This window comes from Vibrio sp. 1159 (genome assembly GCF_033340395.1).
GTDB lineage: Bacteria > Pseudomonadota > Gammaproteobacteria > Enterobacterales > Vibrionaceae > Vibrio > Vibrio alginolyticus.
Map to the genome: position 1 here is coordinate 1 of NZ_JAWOWL010000201.1, position 1012 is coordinate 1012.

Genomic DNA, 1012 nt, shown 5'->3' on the forward strand with positions numbered 1-1012 from the left:
CAAGAGCAACGTTGCCTTTGACGAGCAGTTCACCATCTTCCGCGATACGAATCTGAATGTGCGGAAGTGGTTTGCCACACGTTCCTGCTTTAAATGCGCCTGGTGTATTCAAACAAACAACAGAGCCACATTCAGACAGACCATAACCTTCAAACGCAGGGATGTTCAGTGCATGCGCGGTGTTAATCAGTTGCGACGACACTCTTGCGCCGCCAACGGCGACAAATTTTAGAGAATCCACAAGAGAGGGCTGCTGTTTCGCGATATGAATGAGCGCAAGCAATAAAGCCGGTGTTAGCACTAAGCTTTCTGGTTTGATGGTCGCTAATGCTTGTGCAAACAGACGCGGTTCGAATTGGCTTGAACCGAGTAAGCCAGTTTGCTCTCCGGGTAAAATAGATGACGTCACGCCCAACATGAGTGGAACATAAACGCCGGTTATGTTCTCGAGAAGTGTCGATAACGGAAGCAGCACTAAGTGCGAGTGCGCCGTGCCGTTTACTGCGTCGGCGAGCGATTTCGCCACCAAACACAAATGATCATTGCTTAAACACACGCCTTTAGGCTGACCAGTCGAGCCCGACGTAAATGTGATTTTTCCGGTTTCTGGTAGATAAGCTACCTGTGTATCTTCATCTCCCAACTGGTTACGACGCAGCAAAGGCAAATTTGCAATGGAAAACGAATGGTCTTGCTGGTTAAAGCTTTGCTTAGGATTAGAAGCCAACCATGCTTGCCAATCGCCGACTAAAGCATCGACGCCTGATTGCTCTAATGTGTGTTCAACTTGTGCATCAGAGAAAAAAGTCGGAATAGGTACGACGACTATGTCTGCCGCCATCGCCGCCAAATCAACAATGGCCCAATCGATGCTGTTTTCTGCGCGTAGCGCGAGTGCTTTGATGTTCTGTGCAATAAGCTCGGCGGCAACGAGTTCGATCTTGTTTAACAATTCAGAGTAAGTCAGTTCAACCGTTTGATTCGCTTCGTAGCCGACAAGTGCTACTCGATC

1 protein-coding gene is annotated in these 1012 nt (G+C 48.5%); it reads right to left on the minus strand.

Features of this window, described 5'->3' with window-relative positions; genetic code table 11:
• A partial coding sequence (locus R7127_RS26990; protein ID WP_318148773.1) for an AMP-binding protein occupies positions 1-1012 on the minus strand: 1012 nt, incomplete at both ends.